Raw genomic sequence first — 748 nt, forward strand, 5'->3', positions numbered from 1 at the left:
CCGCCGCCCATGCATCCGGCTCGTCTATGCCCTGGGAAGCGCCGTTGCAGTCCATCCTGCAGTCCATCGAAGGACCGGTCGCCAAGATCATCGCGGTGATCATCATCATCGTCACCGGCCTGACGCTCGCCTTCGGCGACACGAGCGGCGGCTTCCGCCGGCTGATCCAGATCGTCTTCGGCCTCTCGATCGCCTTCGCGGCATCGAGCTTCTTCCTGTCGTTTTTCTCCTTCGGCGGCGGGGCGCTCGTTTGATGACGGGCCTTGCCGACAGCGCCGGCGAAGTGCCTGGCTTCAGCGTGCCGGTGCACCGCGCCTTGACGGAGCACATCCTGCTTGGCGGCGCGCCGCGCTCGATCGCCATCCTCAATGGCACGCTGGCGGCGGCGCTTGGCCTCGGATTGCGCCTCTGGCTGGTGGGCTTGGGACTCTGGGCGGTCGGGCACCTTGCCGCCGTCTGGGCGGCCAAGCGCGATCCGCAGTTCGTCGATGTGGTGCGCCGCCACCTGCGTATCCCCGGCTTCCTGAACGTCTGAGGCCGACCGCATGATGAACCTTGCCGAGTATCGCCGGACCTCGACCCGCCTCGCCGACTTCCTACCTTGGGCGGCGCTGGTTGGCGAAGGCGTTGTCCTCAACAAGGACGGCAGCTTCCAGCGCACAGCACGCTTCCGCGGGCCCGATCTCGATTCCGCGGTGCCGGCTGAGCTCGTCGCGGTCGCCGGCCGGCTCAACAACGCCTTCCGCCG

3 protein-coding genes are annotated in these 748 nt (G+C 67.9%); all 3 read left to right on the top strand.

Annotation, left to right across the window (positions count from 1 at the left end; genetic code table 11):
- Nucleotides 1-254 (top strand): TrbC/VirB2 family type IV secretion system protein (locus tag DM995_RS18915; protein WP_116970678.1); only part of this gene is annotated, 254 nt, incomplete at its 5' end.
- Complete coding sequence (locus DM995_RS18920) at nt 254-535, top strand: VirB3 family type IV secretion system protein (RefSeq protein WP_065998026.1); 282 nt, start codon at nt 254-256, stop codon at nt 533-535. The genes DM995_RS18915 and DM995_RS18920, both read left to right, overlap by 1 nt.
- A gap of 10 nt (nt 536-545) precedes the next feature.
- Nucleotides 546-748, top strand: a 203-nt coding sequence (locus DM995_RS18925) for a hypothetical protein (RefSeq protein ID WP_157973339.1), incomplete at its 3' end; no start/stop codon positions are given.

This window comes from Blastomonas sp. UPD001, from assembly GCF_003426715.1.
GTDB lineage: Bacteria > Pseudomonadota > Alphaproteobacteria > Sphingomonadales > Sphingomonadaceae > Blastomonas.